At 69.7% G+C, this 2,132-nt stretch carries 1 protein-coding gene and 1 pseudogene; one reads left to right on the forward strand and one right to left on the reverse strand.

The features are described from left to right. A pseudogene (locus ABNT58_RS04430) lies at positions 1-94 on the reverse strand (glyoxalase/bleomycin resistance/extradiol dioxygenase family protein); the annotation flags it as partial. 269 nt (positions 95-363) lie between these two features. Here ABNT58_RS04430 and ABNT58_RS04435 point away from each other — a divergent pair. Beyond that, positions 364-2,132: alpha/beta hydrolase domain-containing protein (locus ABNT58_RS04435; protein ID WP_348752299.1), on the forward strand; the 1,769-nt coding region annotated here is incomplete at its 3' end.

Consider the following 2,132-nt stretch of genomic DNA (forward strand, 5'->3'; position numbering starts at 1 on the left):
ACTGCGGGTTGAACTGGTAGCCCAGCGACTCGAAGAACGCGCGTGAGCGCTGCATGTTCTTGATGGGCAGGTTGACGAAGATCTGCTGGTGCATGGCTGACTCCTCCTGGGGTGCGCCAGCATGCCTGAACCATCGCCCTTGGCCGATGGGGGTTGTGCGGAGCCGCCGCCTTGACTTGTCTAGACAAGCAGGGCACCTGCTTTGGCCTGCTGATACGCCCGGATACCAGCCCGTCCGGCGGCTGGCGGTATTCCCTAGGGCGCAGCCCGGGCTGCGGTTCTTAGGATGGCCCAACGGCTTTGGATAGCGCTGTCCAACGCAGTTTCAACGCAGCGATGCACACCGAAATCCAGGAGACCCGCATGCCATCTCTCTCCCTTTCTTGGCGCCGGCTGGCGCAGGCCACCCTGACCTTCTCGTTCATCGGCCTGGCCGCCTGCGGCAGCGATGGCGACGATGCAGGCGCCACGCCGGGCGCGCCGCCGCCGGTGGCCGACGCCTGGCCGCTGGTGGAAACGCCGACCGTCACCGGCCCGGTGGTCAGCGAGGGCTTCGACAGCGCCATCCGCAACTACACCTTCTTTGCCACCGACGTGGCGCTGCGAAGCCGCGGCTACGTGGAAGAAGAGTTCTACCTGCAAGGCCAGGCCAAGGCCTACGACGCCCCGGTGAGCAGTGCGGTGCCGCCCACGGCCAATGCCAACGTGGTGGCCACCGGCGTGCCGTACAAGACGCGCTTTGTGGTGCGCCGCCCGGCCGACCCGGCCAGGTTCAACGGTACCGTGGTGGTGGAGTGGCTCAACGTCACCGACGGCTTCGACGGCGAATACTTCTGGGTGCAGGCCAAGGACTATCTGCTGCGCGCCGGTTATGCCTATGTGGGCGTGACCGCGCAGGACAACGCGATTGCCAATGCCGCGCTCGGCCTGCGGCAGTTCAGCCCCGCGCGCTATGGCGCGCTGGATGTGACCGGCGGCGGCAAGGTCACGCAGGACGCGCTGTCCTACGACATCTATTCGCAGGCGGTGAAGGCGGCGCGCCTGCAACCGCAGGTGCTGGGCGGCCTGGTGCCGCAGCGGGTGATCGCGGCGGGCATGTCGCAGTCGGGCAGCCGCATGGGCACCTATGCCAATTACGTGCACCTGCGCGCGCCCATCGTCGATGCGATGCTGATCCAGGTGGCCAACCCGGCGGTGCGCGACGACCTGACCACGCCGCTGATCAAGGTGCTGAGCGAATCGGAAGCCACTGCCACCAACCTGGCCCGCTCGCAGCCCGACACGCCCACCCGCCGCACCTGGTGGGTGGCGGCCACCTCGCATGGCGACGTGGTGCAGCGCATGGGCCGCACCAGCGTGCGACTGCGCGACCTGGGCCCGGCCAAGACGCCCAGCGACAACTGCCTGGGCGGCAGCGTGACCACCCGCACGCGGGCGCCTTTCAGCCATGTGGTCAGTGCCGCGGTGCACCACCTGGACCAGCAGCTGCGCACCGGCGCCGTGCCGCCTTCGGGGCCACTGTTCCAGCTGGCCGGCACCGAGCCGCCATCGGTGGCGCGTGATGGCGACGGCAATGCGCTGGGCGGCATCCGCCTGGCCGCCGCCGACGTGCCGGTGGCCCGGGCCGACGGCCTGCAGTGCGGCAACATCGGCGCCTGGGTGCCGTTCAGCGATGCCCGCCTGGCCGCGCTGTACCCCACGCATGCCGACTACGTGGCCAAGGTCAATGCCGCCGCACAGGCCTCGGTGGCCGCGGGCTTCGTGCTGCAGGAAGACGCGGCCAAGACCGTGGCCGAGGCGCAGTCGTCCGCCATCGGCCGCGGCTGGACCTGCGGTGCGCTGTGCCAGGGCGTGAGCCACTTCCGCCCTGACTTCGCGTCCACCGGCCTGCTGCGCGAGAACCTGGCCTACTACGACGTGGTGGACGGCCAGGCGCTGACCCAGGCCGCCGACGATGCCCACCGCTGGATGGCCATGGGCTACACCGACACCGGCGCCGCCGCGCAGTACAGCTTCAACTTCGCGTTGGCGGCGCTGCAGCGCTTCGACAGCCTGGCGCTGGCGGCGGTGGCCGATGGCCGGCTCACGCCCACCGCGGCCGACGTGCTGCTGAGCCAGTCCAGCACCATCGC

The sequence above is a fragment of the uncultured Aquincola sp. genome, assembly GCF_964001545.1.
Taxonomy (GTDB): Bacteria; Pseudomonadota; Gammaproteobacteria; order Burkholderiales; family Burkholderiaceae_C; genus Aquincola.